Origin of the sequence: Thauera humireducens (genome assembly GCF_001051995.2) — a bacterium.
Lineage (GTDB): Bacteria > Pseudomonadota > Gammaproteobacteria > Burkholderiales > Rhodocyclaceae > Thauera > Thauera humireducens.
In genome coordinates, this window is record NZ_CP014646.1 from 2,198,990 (window position 1) to 2,220,308 (window position 21,319).

The following is a 21,319-nucleotide window of genomic DNA, read 5'->3' on the forward strand; positions in this document are numbered from 1 at the left end:
AACCGGGGCTGCGGACCGGGCATTACATGCCCATGTCCATGCCGCCCATACCACCCATGCCGCCCATGCCCGGCATGCCGCCGGCCGGCTTGTCTTCGGCCAGCTCGCCGACCATGCAGTCGGTGGTGAGCATCAGGCCGGCGACGGACGCGGCGTTCTGCAGCGCGGTGCGGGTGACCTTGGTCGGGTCCAGCACGCCCATCTCGACCATGTCGCCGTACTCGCCGGTCGCAGCGTTGTAGCCGAAGTTGCCCGACCCCTCGACGACCTTGTTGACCACCACCGAGGCTTCGTCACCGGCGTTGGCGACGATCTCGCGCAGCGGCTGCTCCATGGCGCGCAGCACGATCTTGATGCCGGCGTCCTGGTCGTGGTTGTCGCCCTTCAGGCCGCCCAGGTTGGCGCGGGCACGCAGCAGCGCAACACCGCCGCCCGGGACGATGCCCTCTTCCACTGCAGCGCGGGTGGCGTGCAGGGCGTCTTCGACGCGGGCCTTCTTTTCCTTCATTTCGACTTCGGTCGCGGCACCGACCTTGATCACGGCCACGCCACCGGCCAGCTTGGCCACGCGTTCCTGCAGCTTCTCGCGGTCGTAGTCAGAGGTCGCTTCCTCGATCTGCACGCGGATCTGCTTGACGCGAGCTTCGATGCGCTCGGCCTGGCCAGCACCGTCGATGATGATGGTGTTTTCCTTGCCGACTTCGATGCGCTTGGCCTGGCCCAGATCTTCCAGGGTGGCCTTCTCCAGCGTCAGGCCGACTTCCTCGGCGATGACCTGGCCGCCGGTCAGGATGGCGATGTCTTCCAGCATGGCCTTGCGACGGTCGCCGAAGCCCGGGGCCTTGACGGCGCAGGTCTTCAGGATGCCGCGGATGTTGTTCACCACCAGGGTGGCCAGGGCTTCGCCTTCGACGTCTTCGGCGATGATCAGCAGCGGACGGCCGGCCTTGGCGACTTGCTCCAGCACCGGCAGCAGGTCACGGATGTTCGAGATCTTCTTGTCGAACAGCAGGACGAAGGGGTTGTCGAGGATCGCAACCTGCTTGTCCGGGTTGTTGATGAAGTAGGGCGACAGGTAGCCGCGGTCGAACTGCATGCCTTCGACGACGTCGAGTTCGTTCTGCAGCGACTTGCCGTCTTCGACGGTGATGACGCCTTCCTTGCCGACCTTGTCCATCGCGTTAGCGATGATGTCGCCGATGTCGCTGTCGGAGTTGGCCGAGATCGAGCCGACTTGGGCGATTTCCTTGTTGGTCGAGCAGGGCTTCGACAGCTTCTTCAGCTCGTCGATGGTGGCGATGACGGCCTTGTCGATGCCGCGCTTCAGGTCCATCGGGTTCATGCCGGCGGCGACGAACTTCATGCCTTCGCGCACGATCGACTGGGCCAGCACGGTAGCGGTGGTGGTGCCGTCACCGGCGATGTCCGAGGTCTTGGAAGCGACTTCCTTGACCATCTGCGCGCCCATGTTCTCGAACTTGTCCTTCAGTTCGATTTCCTTGGCGACGGAGACACCATCCTTGGTCACGGTCGGGGCGCCGAACGAGCGCTCCAGCACCACGTTGCGGCCCTTCGGGCCCAGGGTCACCTTGACTGCGTTGGCGAGGATGTTGATGCCGGCGACCATGCGTTCGCGGGCGGAATCACCAAACTTGACTTCTTTAGCTGCCATTCTTCAGAACTCCGTAAATGTTTCGGTTAGCGTTTCAGGGATTGGCGGAGGCTCAGGCCTCGACCACGCCCATGATGTCTTCCTCGCGCATCACGAGGAGCTCTTCGCCTTCGACCTTGACGGCCTGGCCGGCATACTTGCCGAACAGCACCTTGTCGCCCACCTTGACGGCCATCGGACGCACCTTGCCGTCGTCCAGGATCTTGCCGTTGCCGACGGCCAGCACTTCGCCCTGATCGGGCTTCTCGCCGGCGCTGTCCGGGATCACGATGCCGCTGGCGGTCTTGCGTTCGGCTTCCAGACGCTTGACGATCACGCGATCGTGCAGGGGACGAATCTTCATCGAGTTCTCTCCTATCTACGGTTCAACTGTTTGGGTTGATTGAGTTGCGGGCCGGGCCCGCGGATAAATTCGCAGTCTGCTTCTGCGCGGCGATATCGCTATCGCACGAAGCTTGTTAGCACTCACTGCCAACGAGTGCTAATAATAGGGACGGGTTGGGGGGATTTCAAGGGTGCTTCGAACTAAAAAGTTTTCAGGTCATCTGCTCGGGCTGCTGTCACTGTGTGTGACCCTGCTGAGCCCGTGCGCAACGGCCAGCGGCACACCGTGGCAGGGCGCCGCGTTCGAAGGCGATCGCGCCAGCCTGGCGCGCCTGGCGGCGGCGGGGGCCGAAGTCGTTCGCGTCTATCGGCAGGCCGACGCATGGGTGCTCGACGAAGCCCAGCGGCTCGGCATGAAGGTGGTGATGGGTCTGTGGCTGGAACACCCGCGCCACGGCTTCCGCTACGACGACCCGGCCGCGGTGAGGCGACAGGAGGCGGCCGTGCTCGACTTCGTCGCGCGCCATCGTCACCACCCCGCCCTGCTCGCGTGGGGCGTTGGCAATGAGGTGGAGACCGGCGTGACCGACCCGATGCCGCTGTGGCGCGAGGTCGACCGCCTCGCCGGCCTCGTCCGGCGGGTCGATCCGGCCCATCCGACGATGATGGTGGTCGCCGACACTGGCATGGACGCCTTCCGCGCCCTTGCCGGGTGCTGCCCGAACGTGGACCTGCTCGGCATCAATGTCTATGCCGGCGCGGTGTTCGACCTGCCGCAGCGGCTGCGCGCCGCCGGCATCACGAAACCAGTGGTGGTCGCCGAACTCGGCCCCCTCGGCCAGTGGCAGGCCGGGCGCAAACCCTGGGGCGCGCCAGTCGAACTGACCAGCACCGAGAAGGCGCGCTTCTTCGTGGACGCCCTCGCCTTCCTGAAGACGCACCCTCAGATTCGCGGTGCATTCCCCTTCCTGTGGGGTGCAAAGCAGGAACAGACGGGCACCTGGCACGGACTACTGCTGGCCGACGGCAGTGCCACGGCGATGAGCGACGCGGTGACCACCGCCTGGGGCGGGCAGCCCGGCACGCCGGCGCCGGTCGTGCGCGGCATCGGCATCGCCGCCGACGTCTTCGCGCCGGGGGCGGAGGTATCGGCCGGCATCGACGCCGCGGCCTCCGACGGCACACCCCTGCGCACCGAATGGCAGGTGCTCGCCGAAGCCACCGACCTGCGCAAGGGTGGCGATGCCGAAACGCCACCCGATGCCGCCGACATCCGCGTGCTGCATGAGGATGCTTCCAGCGTTCGCTTCATCGCTCCCCCACGGCCAGGCCCTTACCGCCTGTTCATCACCGTGCGCGACCGTCACGGCAAGGCGGCCACCGCCAACCTGCCCTTCCTGGTGCGCTGAACACGCGTTGCATCCCGCCTCGCCTCGCGCGGTCTATGATGGCGCAAGAAGAACAGCAAGGTCCTGCAGATGCACGTCGCCCCGCTGCCGCCGGAACGCCTCCGTACCGTTTGCGACCCTTCTTCCCTCGGGTTCTCATCCACCGCCGAGATCGACGACGCCGACGTCGGCTTCATCCATGCCCGCGCGATCGGTGCGATCCGGCTCGGGCTGGACATCGAAGGCCCCGGCTACAACCTCTTCGTACTCGGCGACACGGGCAGCGGGCGGCACGACATCGTCGCCCGTCTGCAGGAGAACCAACGCCATCGCGGCGCGCCGCCGGCGGACTGGTGCTATGTCTGGAACTTCGCCCAGGCCTCGCAGCCGCGGCTGCTGCGCCTGCCCTGCGGGCGCGGCGCGGGCTTCCGCAGCGACATGGAGCGCTTCGTCGAGGAACTGATGCCTGCGATCGGCGCGGTGTTCGAGAGCGACGACTACCGCAACCGCATCGAGGCCTTGCAGGAAGACGCCAAGCAGCGCGAGGAGGCCGCCCTGCGCACACTCGGCGACGAAGCGCAGAAACTGGGCATTGCCCTGCTGCGCACGCCGCACGGCTTCGCTTTCCTGCCGATGAAGGACGCCGAGAGCACGCTGTCGCAGGATGAGTTCGAGAAACTGCCCGAGGCGCGGCAGAAGGAACTGGGCGACAACATCAAGCTGCTGCACGAACGCATGCATCGCCTGATGGGTGGCGACTTTCCGCGCTGGCGGCGGGAGCTGCAGAACCGCATCCGCGACGCGGGACGCGACGCGCTCGGCGTGACCGTACGGCACATGATCGAGGAGCTCAAGCCCGCCTATGCCGACCTCCCCGAGGTCAGCGCCCACCTCGACGCGGTCTTGCAGGACATCATCGCCAGCGGCGAGTCGCTCCACGCCGCCCCGCACGCCGACGAGGATGCGGACACCGTCACCTACTCCGGCACGATCACCGTGCAGCGCTATCTGGTGAACCTGCTCGTCGAGAACCCCGCCGACGGCACGCGACCGGTCGTATGCGAGGACCATCCGACCTTGCAGAACCTCGTCGGCCGCATCGACCACCTCGTGCACATGGGTACGCTGGTCAGCAACTTCACGCTGATCAGGGCCGGCGCCCTGCACCGCGCCAACGGCGGCTTTCTGGTGGTGGACGCCGTCAAGCTGCTGTCCCAGCCCTTCGCCTGGGAAGGCCTGAAGCGCGCGCTGAAGTCGGGGCGACTGCGCATCGAGTCCCTGTCCGAGCTGATCGGCGTCACCGGCTCGGTGCAACTGGAGCCCGAACCGCTGCCGCTGGACCTGAAGGTCATCCTGATCGGCGAGCGCCTGATCTACTACCTGCTCACCCAGTACGATCCGGAGTTCGCGCCACTGTTCCGCATCAATGCCGACATGGAAAGCGAGATCGTGCGCACGCAGGAGAACACCGCAGCCTATGCGCGCCTGATCGCCGGCCGCGCCCGGCACGAGGCCCTGCCCCCGCTGTCGGCCGCCGCCGTGGCGCGGCTGATCGACGATGCCGCGCGCCAGGCGGGCGACGCCGAGCGCCTGAGCGCGCGCACCCAGGCCCTCGACGACCGCCTGCGCGAAGCGGCGCGTTTCGCCACCGCGGCGGGCAGCCCGCAGATCGAGCGCGAACACGTGGAGGCGGCCCTCACCGCACACCGCCAGCGCCACGAGCGCATCCGCCTGCACTACCAGCAGGAGATCCAGCGCGGCCAACTGCTGGTCGACACCGACGGCGAGCACGTCGGCCAGGTCAATGGCCTGGCGGTGATACCGCTGGGCGAAGACAGCTTCGCCCATCCGGTGCGCATCACGGCCACGGTGCGCGTGGGCGAAGGCGAAGTGATCGACATCGAGCGCGAGGCGGTCCGATCCACGCCAAGGGCGTGCTGATCCTGTCGTCCTTCGTCGCCTCGCGTTTCGGCATGACCCTGCCGCTGTCGCTCAAGGCGAGCCTGGTGTTCGAGCAATCCTACGGCGGCATCGAGGGCGACAGCGCCTCGCTGGCCGAACTCGCCGCGCTGCTGTCCGCACTGGCAGGCGTGCCCGTCCGTCAGTCGATCGCCGTCACCGGATCGATCAACCAGTTCGGTATCGTGCAACCGGTGGGCGGCATCAACGAGAAGATCGAAGGCTTCTTCGACCTGTGCGCGGCGCGCGGCCTGACCGGCGAGCAGGGCGTGCTGATTCCGCACGCCAACGTGTGCCACCTGATGCTGCGCGAGGACGTCGTCGTCGCCGTACGCGACGGCCGCTTCCGGATCTGGGCCGTGACCGACGTGGATGAGGCGCTGGAACGCCTGACTGGCCTGCCCGCTGGCACGCCGGACGCGAACGGCCGCATGGAACCCGAGGACTCGGTCAATGGCCGCGTGGCCGGGGGCCTGAAGAAGCTGGCGCAGTTGCGACGCGAATTCAACGCATCGCTCGCAGGCCGCCGCAGTGACAAACGCAACATTTCCTGACACCGGGCAATCGACAGGCCGGTCACGCGCCCAGTAACATCCACGCATCATCACAACCTGATTGGAATCGCCATGCTCACCCGCCTCAAGCCCCTGCTGCCAGCCCTTCTCTCGCTCCTTATCGCCGGCACGGCCCAGGCCGGCGGCTCGACCGCGCTCGGCGGCGCCATCGGCGGTGGCGCCGGTGCCGTGATCGGCGAGGCGATTGGTGGACGCGAAGGCGCCATCATTGGCGGTGCCGTGGGCGGCGGCGTGGGTGCTGCTGTCGGCTACGACAATGAAGAGCGCCGCGTGCGCGAACCGGTTCGGCACGAAGAGCGCCGCTACTACGAGGACCGCCGCCACGCTCCGAATCGCGGCCACTTCTGCCCGCCGGGACAGGCCAAGAAAGGGCACTGCTGAGCCCCTTTCCGCGTCGATTCGCCGCCGTCGCCCTCATTTGCCGAGTCAGCCGAAACGGGCGGCGCATTGCACTCGAATGAATAAGCAATCCACTTTTTAATCTAAAACAGTCATAAGCCTGGCGGTAAGCTTCGGCGCTCTGTCGTGCCTTACCGCCACCATGCTCCTGCCGGAAACCCTCGCCGCGCCTTTCGTCGGCCTCGTCCTCGTCGTGCTGTTCGTCGCCTTCGTGCGCGAATGGCTCAAGCCCGACGTTGCGGCGATGGCGGCCGTCGCCGTATTGCTGGCAGGCGGTGTGCTCAGCGCCCGTGACGTCGTGGGCGTATTCGGCAACAGCGCACCCATCACCATTGCCTGCCTGTTCATCATCAGCGGCGCACTGTCGCGCACCGGCTGCGTAGACACCCTGGGTGAATGGCTGTCCGCGGCCGCGGGCGGCAGCGAACGCAAGCTGTTGTTTGCACTGATCGCCACCAGCCTGCTCGTCTCGCCCTTCATCAACAACACGCCGGTCGTGATGGTGATGATCCCGGCCGTCATCGCCGTCGCCAGCCGCAACGGCCTTGCGCCCTCGCGCCTGCTGATCCCGCTCTCCTACGCCACGATCATGGGCGGCCTGGTGACCCTGGTCGGCACCTCGACCAACATCCTCGTCGACGGCGTTGCCCGCGCCCAGGGCCTCACGCCGTTCACGATGTTCGAGATCAGCCTGCCGGCCATGCTGATGGCCTTGGTCAGCAGTGCCTTCATGCTCATCTTCGCGCCGCGCCTGCTGCCGGTGCGCGAGACGCTGACCCAGCAGTTCACCGGCAGCGGCGACCGCTGGTTCATGACCGAGCTGTTCGTGCCCGAAGGCTCGCACCTGCCCGGCAAGTCGCTGCGCGAGGCCCGCCTGAGCAATGGCACCATCCAGGTGCTCAACCTGGTGCGCGGCGAAACCGAGCTTCACTCGCCCGATCCCGCGACCCGGATCGAGGTCGGCGACCGCATCGTCGTGCGCAGCCGCAGCAAGGCAATGATGGAACTGCGCAGCACCGACCTCGTCGGCCTGCAGGCCCAGCCCGGCACCGATCCGCACGAACTCGAGACCCTCCGGCGGCGCGACGTCGTCATGGTGGAGGCGATCGTCGGCCAGACCTCGCGCTACATCCAGCGGCCGATCTGCGACCTCGACCTGCTCGCACGCTACGGCATTCACCTGATCGCGGTGCATCGGCGCGACGCGTCCTTCTCGCAGATCGGCGACGACTTCCAGTTGCTGGGCGGCGACGTGCTGCTGGTCGAGGGCACGCCGGCACAGATCAAGCGCTTCTGCGACAACGGCGACCTGTTCGCGATCACCGAGGGGCGCCAGCTCACCAGCCGGCGCCACAAGGCGCCCGTCGCGCTCGGCACCATCGTGGGCGTGATGCTGCTTGCCGCCCTCGACCTGATGCCGATCGAAGGACTGGCACTGATCGGCGCCGTCGCCGTCATCGTCACCGGCTGCATTACCAGCGACGAGGCCTACAAGTCGATCGAATGGCCGATCCTGACCCTGATCTTCGCGATGCTCGCGATCAGCGTCGGCATGCGCAATTCGGGGCTGGACATCCTGCTCGCCGGGCAGCTCGCAAGCCTTGGCGACGGCCTGTCGCCGTGGATGATGCTGTCGCTGGTGATCCTGATCACCTCGCTCGCCACTGAGGCCCTCAGCAACAACGCGATCGCGGTGCTGTTCACGCCGGTCGTGATCGGCCTCGCCCAGCACATGGGGGTCGATCCGCGCCCTTTCGTCGTCGGCGTCATGTTTGCCGCCAGCTGCAGCTTCGCCACGCCGATCGGCTACCAGACCAATACGCTCGTCTATAGCGCCGGCAACTACCGCTTCAGCGACTTCGCCCGCCTCGGCGTACCGATGAACATCATCACCTGGCTGCTGTGCAGCGTGCTGATTCCGCTGTTCTGGCCGTTCCATCCCTGAGACCGGCAGGCGACAACGCGACGTCGGAAAAACAAGACGGGGGCACGTATGCCCCCGTCTTCATCTGATACCCGTCACGCAAGGCGCCAGCCAGAGCTGGCGCCCGCCTGCGATCAGCCCTTCAGCACCGACTTGATCTGCTCCAGCGTGCTCGGATCGTCGATCGTGGTCAGGTCGCCGGCATCGCGGCCCTCGGCCAGCGCCTGGATCGAGCGCCGCAGCATCTTGCCCGAGCGCGTCTTGGGCAGCCCGTTGATGAAGTGCACGCGGGCAGGACGTGCGATCGCCCCCAGGCTTTCGTCGACCTTCTTCATCACCTCCTTCTCGAGCGCGGCACGCTTCTCGGCGGTGTCGACATCGGCGGCATTCTTGACCACCGCGAAGGCCATCGGCATCTGGCCCTTGAGCTCGTCGGCCACGCCCACCACGGCCACTTCGGCGATCGCCGGGTGGGTCTGCACCGCTTCCTCGATCTCGCGGGTGCCGAGACGGTGGCCGGCGACGTTGATCACGTCGTCCATGCGGCCGAGGATGGTGTGGTAGCCCTTCTCGTCCTTGATGCCCCAGTCGGACGACGAATAGACGACCGGCTCGGTGAACAGGCTGAAATAGGTGCTGACGAAGCGCTCGTCCTGGCCCCACACGGTCGACAGGCAGCCCGGCGGCAGCGGCGGCATGATGCCGACAATGCCCTTCTCGTTGGCGCCGCACTCGGTGCCGTCCTCGCGGAAGATGCGCAGGTCGTAGCCATAGACCGGGAAGGCGGGCGAACCGAGCTTGATCGGGCTGTCCTCGACACCGCGGCAGATGGCGAGCATCGGCCAGCCGGTCTCGGTCTGCCAGTAGTTGTCGATCACCGGGATGCCGAGCTCGCTCATGATCCACTGGTGCGAGGTCTCGTCCAGCGGCTCGCCGGCCAGGAACAGGTGCTTGAGTGAGGACAGGTCGTACTTCTTGAGGAAGGCCGGGTCCTGCTTCTTCAGCACGCGCACCGCGGTCGGCGCCGAGAACATCACGCTGACCTTGTACTTCTCGACGATCTGCCACCAGATGCCGGCATCCGGGCGCAACGGCGTGCCTTCATACATGATCGTGGCCATGCCGGCGATCAGCGGCCCGTAGATGATGTAGCTGTGGCCGACCACCCAGCCAATGTCGGAGGTCGAGAACATGGTCTCGCCTTCGCCACCGGTAAAGATGTGCTTCATCGACGCCGCCAGGGCCACGGTGTAGCCGCCGGTGTCGCGCTGCACACCCTTGGGCTTGCCGGTGGTGCCGGAGGTGTAGAGGATGTAGCTCGGCTCGGAGGACTCCAGCCACTCGACCGGCACCTTCGCGTCCATGTGCTTGGCGCGCAGCTCGGCGTAATCGACGTCACGGCCTTCGACACGTGGGAAGCCCTTGTCCAGGCCGCGGTCGACGATCAGCACTTTGGCGGGCGGGAATTCGGCGAGCTTGCAGGCTTCGTCCACCAGGTGCTTGTAGGGCACCGGCTTGCCGTTGCGCATGCCGGCGTCCGAGCTGACCATCAGCACCGGCTTGGCGTCGTCGATGCGGGTGGCGAGGGAGCCGGCCGCGAAGCCGCCGAACACCACCGAGTGGATGGCGCCGATGCGCGCGCAGGCCAGCATCGCGAACGCGGCCTCGGCAATCATCGGCATGTAGATCAGCACGCGATCGCCGCGCTTGACGCCGAGATCCTGATAGATCGCCGCCATGCGCTCGACTTCGCGCTGCAGCTCGGCGAAGGAATAGACCTTCTCCTCGTTGGTCTCGGTCGAGATGTACACCAGCGCACGGTCATTGGGGCGCTTGGCGGCATGGCGGTCCACTGCGTTGTAGCAGAGGTTGGTTTCACCGCCCTTGAACCACTTCACGAAAGGCGGCTTCGAGAAGTCGCAGATCTGTTCGGCGGGCGTGTTCCAGTGCACGAGCTGCGCCTGCTCGGCCCAGAACCCGTCGCGGTCCTCGATCGAGCGGCGGTGAAACTGCTGGTAATCGGTCATTGCTTCCTCTCCCTTTTCGATTCCCTGTCTTGCAAATGACGTGCTGCCCGAGACGCTGCGCCGGGAAAGCGCCTGCGCCACGCGCAGCCATTTCGACTCAGATGGCGGTCTGTGTGCCATCCATCTCGTCACTGCCGGTTTCCGGCTTGTATTGGTATTGTTCGAGCTGCTCCAGCGGCAACCCGCAGTGCAGGCGTGATTCTATCAACTCGAGTAGCGGCATCAGCGTACCGACGATGTCGGGCAAGCGGGCCTCCACCTCCTTGGTCGTACCGGCACGCAGGTGACGCAGGGCGGCGTCGATGCTGCACAACCGCGTCGTGTTTCCAGCCTGCGTCGCCTGGTCGACCAGGCCGCGGTCGGACACCACGCAGTTGCCACCCACACGCTGCCCCTGCTGCAAGCGCGCGCGCGCCGCGGCGAGCAACTCACTGACCTTGCCCTTGCCGTCGACGGCGGAGTTGGCCACCCCGATCGTGACGGTGATCCGAATGCGCTCCTCGCGGTAGGCCATGACCAGCTTCTCGAGGCTGGCGCGAAGCCGCAGCGCGAACGCACAGCTCGACAACATGTCGATGCCGGGCGACAACAGCGCGAACTGCGAGGGCGAATGCTTGGACAGGCTGTCCTCGGCGCGGATACGCCCGGTCACGATCTTCGAGATCTTGCGGCCGATCAGCTCGACCACATGCAGGCCATACCGCTCGACCAGCTGATCGAACTGATCGAGTTCGATGACGAGTGCCGCGATGTCGGTTTCACGGCGACGCGACTCCGCGAGCGCCTGCTCCCCGCGATGCTCCAGATAGCCACCGGTGACAAGCCCGGTCTCCGGATCCTGCGGGCTCTGCCGCGCCAGCGCGGCCCGGCTCTCCTCGAGTTCGTTCTGCGTCTTGGCCAGCCGCACCAGGGAATCCAGCGTCGCCAGCAGTTCGACGGTGCCGACGCCCTTCGGGATGAAGCCGTTCGCGCCCAGCTTGAGCGCGCGCTCGCGAGCGTTCTCGTCCTCGTCGCCCGAGATGATAACAACAGGCAGGTTGCGTACCCGCGCGACCTTGGATTCGCGAATGCGCTGCAGCAGGCCGAAACCATCCAGACGCGGCATGCCGATGTCGGTGACGACAAGGTCTATCGCCGGATCGACCAGCAAGGCCTCCCAGCCCGCCTCCCCGTCCGGCTCCTCCCGCGCATCGAAGCGCCCGCGGATATGCTTGATGATCGATGCGCGCACCATGCGCGAATCGTCCACGACGAGTACGCGGGCCACCTTGTCGTCTTCAGTCGTCACCGGCCACATCTCCCGAACACCTCAGGCACCAATCCGCACGACCGTACGGCCCTTGACGCGACCCTGGACGAAATCATCAAAAGCGCCCGGCAACGCATCGAAGTCGATCACACGCGTGACCTTTGCAAGGTGGCGCGGCTTGAGGTCGGAGGCCAGACGGTCCCACACGCGCTGGCGGGTGGGGAAACCCATGTAGCCGGAATCGATGCCGAGCAGGCTGACCCCGCGCAGGATGAAGGGAAATACCGTGGTGTTGATGTTGAAGCTGGCGGCGTTGCCGATGCTCGCAACCGTGCCGGCCTGCTTCATCGTCGCCAGCACCCAGTGCAGGATCTGCCCGCCCACGTTGTCGACCGCCCCGGCCCACTGCGCAGCCTCGAGCGGGCGCACCTTGTCGAAGTCGATCTCGGCGCGCAGCTTGATCTCGGCTGCACCCAGTTCGCGCAGATAGTCGGCCTCGGACGCCTTTCCGGTAAGAGCGACCACGTGGTAACCGAGTTGCGACAGCATGTCGATGGCAAGACCGCCAACACCACCGGTCGCGCCCGTGACGATGACCGGACCGTTCGCGGGCGCAAGGCCGTTGTCTTCCATCCGCACCACGCCCAGCGCGGCGGTAAAGCCCGCCGTACCCAGCGCCATTGCCTCGAACAGGTCCAGCCCCGCGGGCAGTGGCACCACCCAGCCGGCGGGCACGCGTGCGTACTCTGCATAGCCGCCGTGATGCGCCACGCCGATGTCGAAGCTGGTCGCAATGACCTTGTCGCCCGCCTTGAAGCGCGCGTCCGTGCTGTCGACCACCTCGCCCGACAGGTCGATGCCACCCACGCACGGGAAGCGCCGGATGATCTTGCCCGCCCCCGTCGCCGCCAGCGCATCCTTGTAGTTGATGCTCGAGTAATGCACGCGAATCGTGACCTCGCCCTCGTCCAGCTGTTCGGGCGCAAGCGTCACCATGCGGCTGACGAGCTTCCTGTTCTCGTCCTGGTCGATCAGGTAGGCCTTGAACGGGCTCATGCAGGCAATCTCCTCGTGGCGTGACGCATTCGTTGCTTGTGCTGCGATTCAGCATGATTATAGCCACATCCCCGGTATGCCCCGTGGTGTCGCTGCGGGCCGCTTCAGTTCGCGCGCGTTTGGACGATAATCCGCGCAACCCATCCACTCAGGTCGCTGAACATGAGCCAGCTGGTATCGCCCCTGCCGACCGTCGACGACTATGTCGCCCACTTCTCGCACCAGCCGCTGCCGGTGCTGCGGCGGACCGTGCGCGAGCTCGACGCGCTGCGCGCCGACATGGACCGGGTGGGGGGCCGCCAGATCGCGGCCGTGGTCCTCAGCGACCCGCTGATGACGATGCGGCTGCTGACCCATCTCGAGACCCATCGCCGTCAGTCGCAGAACCACGACATCACGACGATCGAACGCGCCGTGATGATGCTGGGCGTGGATCCGTTCTTCCGTCTCTTCGATCAGCTCCCCACCGTCGAGGACGCGCTGAAGGCTTCGCCGCAGGCACTCTTGAAGGTGCTGCGCGTCATCGCGCGCGCCCGGCGCGCGGCCGATCTCGCGCGCGAGTTCGCGATCGCCCGTCATGATCTCGACGTGCAGGAGATCACCGTTGCCGCCGCGCTGCACGAAGCGACCGAGATCGTGTGCTGGATCTTCGCCCCCACGCTCACCGAGCGCGTCTATGCCTTGCAGCTGGCCGACCGCACGCTGCGCTCGGGGGACGCGCAGCGCCAGGTGTTCGGCGTCACCGCCGCCGAGATCCAGCTCGAGCTCATTCGCGCCTGGCGCCTGCCGGCGCTGCTGGTGCAACTCCTCGATCCCTCGCTCAAGGACGACCCGCGCGTGCGCACCGTCATGCTCGCCACACGCACCGCCCGCCACCTTGCCCGTGGCTGGGACGACGCCGGCCTGCCCGACGACCTTGCCGACCTCGAAGCGCTGCTGCGCGTGCCGCGCGAGAGCCTGCTCGCACGGCTGGGCGCGCCCGAGGAAGCGCGCGCACGGCTGCTGACGCCCCCCGAACCCGACTGAAGCGTTACCGCACGCACGCCGCAGCGTGCGCCATGCAACAGTCGTGGAACGTGAGCCCGTGTAGCATGTCGCCCTCAAGTCCGGAGCCCATTCGATGAGCATCACCGCTGCAATCATTCTCGGCCTGACCGCAGTGGCCCTGGCCTATGGCGTGCTGGTCTACAACGGCCTCGTGAGCCTCAAGCACAACGTCGCCAAGGCCTGGGCCAACATCGACGTGCTGCTCAAGCAGCGCCACGACGAGCTGCCCAAGCTGGTCGAGGTCTGCCGCCAGTACAAGCAGTTCGAGGAATCCACGCTGACCCGCGTCACCGAGGCCCGCGCCCGCGTCGCCCAGGCGCGCGAATCACACGACGTATCCGCGCTGGGCGCTGCCGAAGGACTGCTGCGCGCCGGGCTGGGGCAGATCTTCGCCGTTGCCGAGGCCTACCCGGAGCTCAAGGCCAACGAGCACTTCATGCAACTGCAGACCCGCATCACCGCGCTCGAGAACGGCGTCGCCGACCGGCGCGAGTGGTACAACGAGGCGGTCAATGTGCACAACGTGCGCATCGAGCAATTCCCCGATCTCATCATCGCGCGCATGTTCGGGTTCGACGCGCAGGCCCTGCTGCAATTCGCAACGGCCGAGAAGGCCGACGTGGACCTGAAGGCGCTCTTCAACGCCTGACCGACACCGACGCCAGGGCCCGACACGCATGCTGGTGCGCCTCAGGCAGCGGCGGCTCGAAACCGTCCTGCCGCTGATCCAGTTCGCCGCGATTGCGCTCGCAGTCCATGCCGACACCGGCAGGGGCAGCGTCGCCGCACTGGCGGTCCTGCTGGTGACCGGGTTCTTCGGCTGGCTGCGCGCCATCCGCCACGCCCGCCTGATCGACGACACGCCCACGTCGCGGATCGCTTCGGCCGCACAAGGCTATGTGGAATTGCGCGGCCGTGCGCAAGCGCTGGACGGCACCCCGCTGCTGTCGCCGGTCGATGGCCTGCCGGTGCTGTGGTACCGGGTGGTGACCGAGCGCAAGCGCAGCGACGGCAAGTGGCATCGCGTCTCGACCGACGAGAGCAACACGTCCTTCCTGCTCGAGGACGGCAGCGGCACATGTGCCGTCGATCCCGAAGGTGCGGAGATGATGGTGGGGCGACGCGACGTCACCCTGCGCGGCGACACCCGCTACACCCAGCATGCGCTGATCCGCAACGACACGGTCTACGTGCTCGGCGACTTCACCACGATCGGCAGCATCGACCCGGACTTCAACGTTCGCGAGCAGGTGCGCGAACTGCTCGCGAGCTGGAAGAAGGACCACCCGCGCCTGCTCGAACGCTTCGATCTCGACGGCAATGGCGAACTGGACCTGCAGGAATGGGAGCTCGCCCGCCAGCAGGCCAGGCGCGAAGTCGAGCGCCGGCGCGACGAGGCCATGGCGGCGCCCGAAGCGCACCTCGTGCGCCGGCCCAGTACTGGCCGCCTCTACCTGATCTCGGATTTCGACCCCGGGCGCATCGCCCGCCGCTATCGCTGGCTCGCGCTCTTCCACATCGTGCTGTTCCTCGCGGCCATCGCGGGCCTGGCCTGGTTCAGCCAGGTCGGGATCATCTGATCCGGCTCAGGACGCCGCAGCGCGCGCCTCCAGCTCTTCCCAGCGCAGCATGGCCGCCTCGATCTCGGCCTCCAGCGCCTCCAGACGGGCCTTGACCTGCGCGACTTCCTGCGGTGCCTGCTGGTAGAGGGCCGGATCGGCCATGCGCGCATGCAGCGCGCCCTGCTCCGCCTCCAGCGCCGCGATGCGGTCGGGCAGGGCCTCGAGCTCGCGCTTGTCGTTGAAGGACATCTTGGCGGGGCGGGCCGTCTTCGCCTCGGCAGCGCGCGGCTTGTCGACCGGCGCGGGGCTGCGCCGGGCACTTTCGCGCGCAGCGGCCTCCTCGGCGCGCGCCGCCTGCACGCGCTGCCAGTCGCCATAGCCGCCGGCGTACTCGCCCCAGACGCCGTCGCCCTCGGCGGCGATGACCTGGGTGACGACGTTGTCGAGGAAGGCGCGGTCATGGCTGACGAGGAACAGCGTGCCGTCGTAGCCCGCCAGCAGTTCCTCGAGCAGGTCGAGGGTCTCGATGTCGAGGTCGTTGGTCGGCTCGTCCAGCACCATCACGTTGGCCGGTCGCGCGAACAGCCGCGCCAGCAAGAGGCGGTTGCGCTCGCCACCGGACAGCGACTTGACCGGCGAGCGCGCGCGCTGCGGCGCGAACAGGAAGTCGCCGAGGTAGCCGATGACGTGCTTCTTCTCACCTCCGATCTCGACGAAGTCCGAGCCCGGACTGATCACTTCGGTCAGCGGCAGTTCCGGATCGAGCTGGGCACGGAGCTGGTCAAAATAGGCCACGCTCTGGCGCGTGCCGCGCCGCACCGAACCCTCGTCGGGCTCGATGTCGCCGAGGATGAGCTTGAGCAGCGTGGTCTTGCCCGCGCCATTGGGGCCGATGAAGCCGATGCGGTCGCCGCGCAGGATGCGGGTGGAGAAGTCCCGCACCACCGTGCGGTGACCGTAGCGCTTGGAGACGTGGGTCAGCTCGGCCACCATCTGGCCGCTCTTCTCGCCGCGGTCGACCGCGAGACTGACGTTGCCAAGCCGGTCGCGCCGCGCCGCCCGCTCACGCCGCAGGGCCTCGAGCCGTCGCACCCTGCCTTCGTTGCGGGTACGGCGGGCCTCCACGCCCTTGCGGATCCACACTTCTTCCTGCGCCAGAAACTTGTCGAAGCGCGCCGACGCCTTTTCCTCGGCCTCGAGCTCCTCGGCCTTGCGCCGCTGGTAGTCCGAGAACCGCCCCGGGTAGCTGGCAAGATGGCCGCGATCGAGCTCGATGATGCGGGTGGCCACGTTGTCGAGGAAGACGCGGTCGTGGGTGATGACGATGACGGCACCCCGGAACTCGCGGATCAGCCCTTCGAGCCACAGGATGCCATCGAGATCGAGGTGGTTGGTGGGCTCGTCCAGCAGCAGCAGGTCGGGTTCGGCCACCAGCGCGCGCGCCAGGGCCACGCGCTTGATGCCGCCGCCCGACAGGCTCGAAACCTTTGCCGCGGGATCGAGTCCGAGACGCGCCAGCATGTGCTCGACACGCTGGTTGAGGCGCCAGCCCTCGGCCGCCTCGACCGCGTGCTGCAATGCATCAAGGCGGGCCATGGCCTCGGCGCTGGCCTGCTCGGCCACCGCGAGCATCGCCGCATGGTATTCGACCAGCAGTTGCGCAGCCTCACCGAGGCCATCGGCGACGGTGCCGAAGACATCGCGCTCGAGATCGAAGTCGGGCTCCTGCGGCACGTACGCGGTCACCATGCCCGACTGGCGCCAGATCGTGCCATCATCCAGCACCGCCTGCCCCGCCAGCGCACGCAGCAGGCTGGACTTGCCCGAACCGTTGCGCCCGATCAGGGCGACGCGCTCGCCGGGCTCGAGCTGGAAACCCACGTGGTCGAGCAGATCGACGTGCCCGAAGGCGAGACAGGCGTTATCAACGGACAGCAGGGGCATGGGAAAGAGTTGGCCAGGTCGGCCGGTGATGATTGAAACCGAATTTTAGCCGCCCACTGCGAATCAGGGCGGATTACCCGATAATGCACCGCACAATTGTCGTCATGTCGGCGACCAGCAACGTGTAGGAGCCGATGATCGATGGAAAGTACGCTTCAGCGCTTTGCGCATGCAGGCGAGGATCCGGTCGCCCTGTGGACCGCCCTCGTCGGCCGTCTGCGCCCCCCGCGCGCCAGCCAGATCGACAAGGCCAGCGAGAACCTGCGCACGCTCACGCACATCCTCGCACGCCGGACCGACCTGCTCGCCGACGTGCGCGCCTCCTTTCTCCGCCTGTTCGCCGAACGCAAACAGGTGTCGCTCTACGTTTCCTCGGGGCTCCTGCCCTCGACCGGCTTCTTCTCCGAAACCTCCAGCCGTATCTCGCGCCGCCTGCTGCCCGACGTACTCGACACCAGCTATCTGCGCGACATGGTGTCGGCGGTCTTTCACCGTGCGGACGATGAGATCTGGGTCAATGGCATCGCCGACGAGGTATGGCTCGACTTCCTCGCCACGCTGGTCGGCGAGGAAACGCCGATGGCCGAGATCGACGCCGGCCCCCTCCCCCCCGCCCTGGCGGAAATCCTCGAAGCCCTGCGGGTGCTGTCGTACCACGTCTCGGCGATCGGACTGGATCCCGAGCTGGTTCGCATCGACCCCAACCTCGAGGAATACGAGTCGCCCTTCCTCGCGCAGAACGCCGAACTCCTGACCTATCTCGAGCACTACAGCGCCTGGTGGACCACGCTCGGCGCGCTGGTGACCGACGACGCCCATCTCACGGTGATGCTCGCCCAGTGCGACGAGGTGCTGCAGCGGGTGCGCAAGCGCGCAACCAAGATCGGCACCAGCCTCACGCTCACCTTCAAGCTCGAGCGCCTGCGCCAGCATCTGGACCGCATCGACGAACTGGTGTCGATGCTGCAGGAGCTGCGCGAGCGCAGGATGTTGCAGGATGTGGCACCGCGCGCCGTGCGGCTGTTCAAGACCCTGGTGCGTGCGGAATGCCGCAAGAACCACCTGACCGACTACTGGGGCAAGAACGTCGAGATCCTGTCGCTGCGCATGACGGAAAGCGCGAGCAAGACCGGCGAGAAGTACATCACCAGCACGCGCAGCGAATACTTCGGCATTCTCGGCTCGGCCATGCTGGGCGGACTCATCATCGCCTGCATGGCGGGGATGAAGGTCGTGCTCGGCAAGCAAGGCCTGGCGCCGCTGAACGAGATGCTCGCTTTCTGCCTCAACTATGGCCTCGGTTTCGTGCTGATCCACGTCCTGGGCGGCACGGTCGCAACCAAACAGCCCGCCATGACGGCCAACGCGATCGCCGCCTCGATCGGGGAGGCGCGCGGCCATACCCGCGACCTCGAAGCCCTGGCCGATCTCATCGCCCGCACGGTGCGCAGCCAGCTTGCGGCCATCCTCGGCAACATCGGCGTCGCGATCCCCGTGGCCATCCTGATCGGGCTGGCGATCCAGAGCGCCACCGGCGCCCATTTCGTCACGCCCGAGAAGGCGCATGACCTGCTCGGCGAGGTCGATCCGCGCAGCGGCGCGCTGTTCTTCGCCGCGGTGGCGGGCGTGTGCCTGTTCCTGTCGGGGCTGATCGCGGGCTACTACGACAACCTGTCGGCCTACAACCGCATCCCCGAGCGGCTGCTGCAGCTGCGCTGGCCACGCCGCCTGCTTGGCGAAGCACGCATGCTGCGCGTCGCAAGCTACGTCGAGAACAACCTCGGCGCGCTCGCCGGCAACTTCTTCTTCGGCTTCCTGCTCGGCGGTGCCACTGCGCTGGGCGTGCTGTTCGGCCTGCCGCTGGACATCCGCCACATCGCCTTCTCGTCCGCCTACGTGGGCTACGCGGCCACGGCACTCGACTTCTCGCTGCCGTGGCAGGCTGCGACGCTCGCCCTCGGGGGGGTGCTGCTGATCGGTCTGGTGAACCTCGCGGTCAGCTTCTCGCTGACGCTGTCGGTGGCGATGCGCGCGCGCCGCATCAGTTTCGCCCAAGGGCAGAACCTCGGCCGGCTGCTGCTGCAGCGCCTGCTGCGCCGGCCGCAGGACTTCCTGCTGCCACCGCTGCGCAACCCGGCGCCCGCGACAAGCCCCGCCGAGGCCAGCAAGGAAGCGCCCCTCACGGAAACGCGCGCCGCACTGACGGCCAGCCCCAAATCCGCCCTCGGCACTGCACCGGGCACCACCCCGCCTATTGGTGAGCCGCCGCCGAACGGCTAGAATGCGCGGCCTGCAGTCTCGTCATAGTTCAATGGATAGAACGGGCGCCTCCTAAGCGCCAGATCCAGGTTCGATTCCTGGTGACGAGGCCACTTCCCTCCGGTGCCGGCCACGATCCGGGTTCAGCGCACTCCCGCCAGCAGCCTGTTCACGTACTCCACCGGAATCGCGTAGCTGATCCCTGATGGATCCGACAGGACGTTTTCCTTGGTCGATTTGACGAAGACCATGTTCAGCACGCCGATCACCTCGCCGGTGCGCGGGTCGAACATCGGGCTCCCGCTGTTTCCGGGATAGGCGGTCGCATCGAGCTGGTAGACGCGGAACACGTCGTTGGCGAGACGGCGAACCAGGGCGGGGTTCAGATCGCGCGCCTTGCCCTGGGGGATGCCGATCGGCGTGATCGCCGAAATGAGCCCGCGGTGCGTGACCGGCGTCAGTCCGAGCACGGCACCGATCGGGAAACCGGTGAACGCGATCTCCTGCCCCTCCTGCACGCGCTCGTCCCGCGCCAGCGCCAGCGCCGGTAGCGGAGGACCGCCCTCGAGCCTCAGCACGGCCAGATCGCGTTCGCGGTCAGCGGCAATACGCGCGACCGGACGCGCCATGGCACTTTCGTCCTCCCCCGGCACGGCGATCACGAGCGCTTCCATCTTGTCTGTCGCCACGGTGTCCGGCAGCACATGCGCGTTGGTGACGATCAGGCGACCATCGCCAACGACGAATCCGGTCCCGCGAAACTGGAATGCGGGGCTGCGCGTGCGCTGGTAGGTACCGACCGCCACGATGGACGGCTTGATGCGAGGAAGGACGCCGACCAGATCGGCCAGGGCCGGGCCCGGCACCATGGCGGTCGCAGCCGCCGCACAGGCTGCAAGCAACAGGCGACGGCGAACCGTCCGGAGCCCCCCGCGGGGCGTCGTATCGTTCATGTCTCGTGATCCTCCTGGCTCGCCAGCCGCAAGGTGCGCAACATCGGGCTAGGAGCCACCACGCTGCGGTCGTAGGGATGCCGGTCCTGGCCGACATGACGAAGGATGCGATCGACGTAGGCGCGGGTCTCGCGGTAAGGCGGCACGCCGCGGAACCGATCGACCGCCCCTTCCCCCGCGTTGTATCCCGCCGCGACCAGCGCCACCTCCCCTTCGAAATAGGCCAGCAGCCAGCGCAGGTAGGTCAGGCCACCACGGATGTTCTGCTCGGGATCGTAGGGCCGCGTGACGTTGAAGCGCTCGGCCGTTTCCGGGATGAGCTGCATGACGCCCATTGCGTTCTTCGGCGACAGCGCATTCGGATTGAGCGCCGATTCGGTCAGACCGATCGCCAGCGCGAGCGCGGGCTCCACACCGTACTTCGGCGCGAGCTCCGCAAGCAGCCGGGCTACAGCCTGACGCTCGGCCGGCAGTCGCGCAATCAGGCCGTCGACCGGCCAGCGCTGTTGCAGGATCTCGGACGGCGTGTGCAGGCATGCCGGCACCGCACCGGTGTAGTCGCCCATGTAACGCTGGATGCGCGCGGCATGCGCGTTGCCGAGAAAGGCCGCCATGGCAAAGAGCGTGTTGGCGTAAGCATCGTTGCGCTCCACACCGCGCCCGTTGGCATAGATCCAGCCCAGTGCGTACATGCCCTCCGCATCGCCGAGACGAGCCGACTCGCAATACAGCCGCGCGGCATAGGGCTGGTCACGCGGCACACCCTCGCCATGTTCGTAGCCGAGGGCTTCGCGTGCGAGGTAGCGGGCCTGCTCGGCAAACGCCTGGGCAACCCGATCGCGGTCGTCAGACCGCGCAGACGCCGGCATCAGCGACAAGGCGATGGCAGCCAGCGACACCGCCGTGCGCAGCTTGCGCGGTAGCGCACCGGACCTGCGTCGAAGCGGAGACTGTCGCCGTGCCATGACTACCTCACCGGTT

At 67.0% G+C, this 21,319-nt stretch carries 17 protein-coding genes and 1 tRNA gene; 10 read left to right on the top strand and 8 right to left on the bottom strand.

The window, feature by feature from the left end; all coding sequences use genetic code 11:
• Positions 1-22: 22 nt before the first annotated feature.
• Together groL and groES are read right to left on the bottom strand one after the other, a co-directional pair.
• Positions 23-1,672, bottom strand: coding sequence for a chaperonin GroEL (gene groL, locus AC731_RS10385; RefSeq protein WP_004262789.1), 1,650 nt, complete (start codon positions 1,670-1,672; stop codon positions 23-25).
• A gap of 52 nt (positions 1,673-1,724) precedes the next feature.
• The gene (gene groES / locus AC731_RS10390) at positions 1,725-2,015 is read right to left on the bottom strand and encodes a co-chaperone GroES (protein ID WP_004262792.1); all 291 of its coding nucleotides are present in this window, start codon (positions 2,013-2,015) and stop codon (positions 1,725-1,727) included.
• A 172-nt stretch (positions 2,016-2,187) separates the two neighbouring features.
• Here groES and AC731_RS10395 point away from each other — a divergent pair, with 172 nt between their 5' ends.
• The 5 genes from AC731_RS10395 (at position 2,188) to AC731_RS10410 (ending at position 8,262) form a co-directional block, all read left to right on the top strand.
• On the top strand, positions 2,188-3,405 hold the full coding sequence (locus tag AC731_RS10395) for a glycoside hydrolase family 2 TIM barrel-domain containing protein (RefSeq protein WP_156480699.1): 1,218 nt from the start codon (positions 2,188-2,190) through the stop codon (positions 3,403-3,405).
• Positions 3,406-3,474: 69 nt separating this feature from the next.
• The gene (locus tag AC731_RS10400) at positions 3,475-5,325 is read left to right on the top strand and encodes an AAA family ATPase (protein WP_237266516.1); all 1,851 of its coding nucleotides are present in this window, start codon (positions 3,475-3,477) and stop codon (positions 5,323-5,325) included.
• Positions 5,319-5,897, top strand: coding sequence for a S16 family serine protease (locus AC731_RS20245; RefSeq protein ID WP_237266517.1), 579 nt, complete (start codon positions 5,319-5,321; stop codon positions 5,895-5,897). The genes AC731_RS10400 and AC731_RS20245 overlap by 7 nt, the downstream gene beginning before the upstream one ends.
• A gap of 72 nt (positions 5,898-5,969) precedes the next feature.
• Complete coding sequence (locus tag AC731_RS10405) at positions 5,970-6,299, top strand: YMGG-like glycine zipper-containing protein (RefSeq protein WP_048705866.1); 330 nt, start codon at positions 5,970-5,972, stop codon at positions 6,297-6,299.
• Positions 6,300-6,459: 160 nt separating this feature from the next.
• Positions 6,460-8,262, top strand: coding sequence for an SLC13 family permease (locus tag AC731_RS10410; RefSeq protein WP_048705868.1), 1,803 nt, complete (start codon positions 6,460-6,462; stop codon positions 8,260-8,262).
• Positions 8,263-8,375: 113 nt separating this feature from the next.
• On the opposite strand, the gene AC731_RS10415 is transcribed toward AC731_RS10410, so the two are convergent.
• The 3 genes from AC731_RS10415 to AC731_RS10425 form a co-directional block, all read right to left on the bottom strand.
• Positions 8,376-10,268 carry a propionate--CoA ligase gene (locus AC731_RS10415; RefSeq protein WP_048705870.1) on the bottom strand — a complete coding sequence of 631 codons (1,893 nt, stop codon included), beginning with the start codon at positions 10,266-10,268 and terminating at the stop codon, positions 8,376-8,378.
• 97 nt (positions 10,269-10,365) lie between these two features.
• Positions 10,366-11,565, bottom strand: coding sequence for a GGDEF domain-containing response regulator (locus tag AC731_RS10420; protein ID WP_048705872.1), 1,200 nt, complete (start codon positions 11,563-11,565; stop codon positions 10,366-10,368).
• 12 nt (positions 11,566-11,577) lie between these two features.
• A complete protein-coding gene (locus tag AC731_RS10425; RefSeq protein ID WP_004262825.1) occupies positions 11,578-12,573 on the bottom strand; it encodes an oxidoreductase in 996 nt (331 codons plus the stop codon).
• A gap of 162 nt (positions 12,574-12,735) precedes the next feature.
• Between AC731_RS10425 and AC731_RS10430 the strand changes: the two genes are divergently transcribed.
• From AC731_RS10430 to AC731_RS10440, 3 genes are all read left to right on the top strand, one after another.
• The gene (locus AC731_RS10430; RefSeq protein WP_048705875.1) at positions 12,736-13,599 is read left to right on the top strand and encodes an HDOD domain-containing protein; all 864 of its coding nucleotides are present in this window, start codon (positions 12,736-12,738) and stop codon (positions 13,597-13,599) included.
• 94 nt (positions 13,600-13,693) lie between these two features.
• Positions 13,694-14,269, top strand: a complete 576-nt coding sequence (locus AC731_RS10435) for a LemA family protein (protein WP_048705878.1) — start codon at positions 13,694-13,696, stop codon at positions 14,267-14,269.
• A gap of 28 nt (positions 14,270-14,297) precedes the next feature.
• A complete protein-coding gene (locus AC731_RS10440) occupies positions 14,298-15,200 on the top strand; it encodes a hypothetical protein (RefSeq protein ID WP_048705880.1) in 903 nt (300 codons plus the stop codon).
• A 6-nt stretch (positions 15,201-15,206) separates the two neighbouring features.
• Here the strand turns inward: AC731_RS10440 and AC731_RS10445 are convergent, their stop codons facing one another.
• On the bottom strand, positions 15,207-17,126 hold the full coding sequence (locus AC731_RS10445) for an ATP-binding cassette domain-containing protein (protein WP_048705882.1): 1,920 nt from the start codon (positions 17,124-17,126) through the stop codon (positions 15,207-15,209).
• Positions 17,127-17,267: 141 nt separating this feature from the next.
• Between AC731_RS10445 and AC731_RS10450 the strand changes: the two genes are divergently transcribed.
• Both AC731_RS10450 and AC731_RS10455 read left to right on the top strand, forming a co-directional pair.
• The gene (locus tag AC731_RS10450; protein WP_048705885.1) at positions 17,268-19,406 is read left to right on the top strand and encodes a site-specific recombinase; all 2,139 of its coding nucleotides are present in this window, start codon (positions 17,268-17,270) and stop codon (positions 19,404-19,406) included.
• A gap of 17 nt (positions 19,407-19,423) precedes the next feature.
• Positions 19,424-19,498 (top strand) — tRNA-Arg (locus AC731_RS10455).
• Positions 19,499-19,528: 30 nt separating this feature from the next.
• On the opposite strand, the gene AC731_RS10460 is transcribed toward AC731_RS10455, so the two are convergent.
• Positions 19,529-20,338 (bottom strand): S1 family peptidase, encoded by an 810-nt coding sequence (locus AC731_RS10460; protein WP_156480700.1) that lies wholly within the window; start codon positions 20,336-20,338, stop codon positions 19,529-19,531.
• Complete coding sequence (locus AC731_RS10465) at positions 20,335-21,303, bottom strand: lytic transglycosylase domain-containing protein (RefSeq protein ID WP_156480701.1); 969 nt, start codon at positions 21,301-21,303, stop codon at positions 20,335-20,337. Before AC731_RS10465 ends, AC731_RS10460 begins: the two co-directional genes overlap by 4 nt.
• Positions 21,304-21,319 lie beyond the last annotated feature (16 nt).

Bases quoted from the DNA above. Each gene is read 5' to 3' on its own strand.
- groL (WP_004262789.1), bottom strand. From the start codon at position 1,672: ATGGCAGCTAAAGAAGTCAAGTTTGGTGATTCCGCCCGCGAACGCATG.
- groES (WP_004262792.1), bottom strand. From the start codon at position 2,015: ATGAAGATTCGTCCCCTGCACGATCGCGTGATCGTCAAGCGTCTGGAA.
- AC731_RS10400 (WP_237266516.1), top strand. From the start codon at position 3,475: ATGCACGTCGCCCCGCTGCCGCCGGAACGCCTCCGTACCGTTTGCGAC.
- AC731_RS10405 (WP_048705866.1), top strand. From the start codon at position 5,970: ATGCTCACCCGCCTCAAGCCCCTGCTGCCAGCCCTTCTCTCGCTCCTT.
- AC731_RS10410 (WP_048705868.1), top strand. From the start codon at position 6,460: ATGCTCCTGCCGGAAACCCTCGCCGCGCCTTTCGTCGGCCTCGTCCTC.
- AC731_RS10415 (WP_048705870.1), bottom strand. From the start codon at position 10,268: ATGACCGATTACCAGCAGTTTCACCGCCGCTCGATCGAGGACCGCGAC.
- AC731_RS10420 (WP_048705872.1), bottom strand. From the start codon at position 11,565: ATGTGGCCGGTGACGACTGAAGACGACAAGGTGGCCCGCGTACTCGTC.
- AC731_RS10425 (WP_004262825.1), bottom strand. From the start codon at position 12,573: ATGAGCCCGTTCAAGGCCTACCTGATCGACCAGGACGAGAACAGGAAG.
- AC731_RS10430 (WP_048705875.1), top strand. From the start codon at position 12,736: ATGAGCCAGCTGGTATCGCCCCTGCCGACCGTCGACGACTATGTCGCC.
- AC731_RS10435 (WP_048705878.1), top strand. From the start codon at position 13,694: ATGAGCATCACCGCTGCAATCATTCTCGGCCTGACCGCAGTGGCCCTG.
- AC731_RS10440 (WP_048705880.1), top strand. From the start codon at position 14,298: ATGCTGGTGCGCCTCAGGCAGCGGCGGCTCGAAACCGTCCTGCCGCTG.
- AC731_RS10445 (WP_048705882.1), bottom strand. From the start codon at position 17,126: ATGCCCCTGCTGTCCGTTGATAACGCCTGTCTCGCCTTCGGGCACGTC.
- AC731_RS10450 (WP_048705885.1), top strand. From the start codon at position 17,268: ATGGAAAGTACGCTTCAGCGCTTTGCGCATGCAGGCGAGGATCCGGTC.
- AC731_RS10460 (WP_156480700.1), bottom strand. From the start codon at position 20,338: ATGAACGATACGACGCCCCGCGGGGGGCTCCGGACGGTTCGCCGTCGC.
- AC731_RS10465 (WP_156480701.1), bottom strand. From the start codon at position 21,303: ATGGCACGGCGACAGTCTCCGCTTCGACGCAGGTCCGGTGCGCTACCG.